Raw genomic sequence first — 1,115 nt, 5'->3', positions numbered from 1 at the left:
ATGCCGTATCGGTTCCTGAACGACTCCAGATAGTCTATCATCGTAAGGGTATCGGTGGGACGCTGATATATTCCAAAATTTGTAATGAATTGGTTTTCTGTGGATATCTGCACGTTATATCCGGGCTTGAGCTGACCGTTGAGCATCGCGTCCTCCTTCATGCGCATGAACGTGGCGTCAGGGTCAGTCTTGGAAAAGGAGTTGCGCTCTCCCATGGTCGCCAGTTGCTCACGGTACCTGTTCATTCTCGGTATGGAGTCTTTCTCTATCTGCCTGATTGCCTTTGATTCATCCTTGCTCAATGCGGTGGCATCCACTTTCTCCTTTATCCGCTCAACTCTTCGGGCAACCTCTTCCGCGGTAAGATTCTCCGCAACGGGATTCTCACCGCTTTCCAGAGCATGGTTCTGTTCTATCTGCTGAAGGAGCGCCTCTGTCTTGGCCTTGAGCTTCGCATCATATTTTTCAACCGACCCGCGCCAGACAAAAGTGTATTTGTTCGCCACAGACTCTACTTTCGTTCCGTCGATGTATTGCACTTTCAACGATACAAAACCTTCGTCATGAAGCAGTTGGATGACTTGAGTGAAGACAGCGTCAAAACCCTCTTTCAAACGTTTGCCGCGGTAATAGTTGATTGTCCGAAAGTCGGGGCGCTTCATTCCGGCAAGCCACATGAAATAGACATCCCGTCGGAGAAGTTCCTCGATTCGCCGGGATGAGTAGACATTGCTCAGGTATGCGAACACAAGCACCTTCAACATCATCCGGGGATTGAAGGCACTGTTGCCTCCTCCACGGTAGGTCGAGAGAATATCGCTTATGTCCAGGCTGTCGATCACTGAATCGACCACCCTCACCATGTGATTCTCCGGCACAAGCTCATCCAATGACGGCGGAAGAAGAAGATTTTGTTTTCTATTGTCGGATTTTATTGCTAATTTTGCCATGTTATGTTTTGATAACAAGTTATTTATATGCAACACAAATTTACAAAAATTATCTGACATGACAAAGGCTTTCCTGCTGAATCTCAACAAGAAAGCCTTATTTTTTATACTGTCTTTTTGCAATCACATACGAAAAGAGACTGCCTAAACTTGTTAGACAGCCTC

Annotated in this window: 1 protein-coding gene; it reads right to left on the bottom strand. The window is 46.5% G+C overall.

The genetic code is table 11. The features are described 5' to 3' along the window. A partial coding sequence (locus E5331_RS20070) for an IS1182 family transposase (RefSeq protein ID WP_168355328.1) occupies positions 1-950 on the bottom strand: 950 nt, incomplete at its 3' end. Positions 951-1,115: the final 165 nt, after the last annotated feature.

This window comes from Lepagella muris, assembly GCF_004793975.1.
GTDB lineage: Bacteria > Bacteroidota > Bacteroidia > Bacteroidales > Muribaculaceae > Lepagella > Lepagella muris.
Note: the sequence above shows the minus strand (reverse complement) of the source record. Positions and strands in the feature narration are given on the sequence as shown.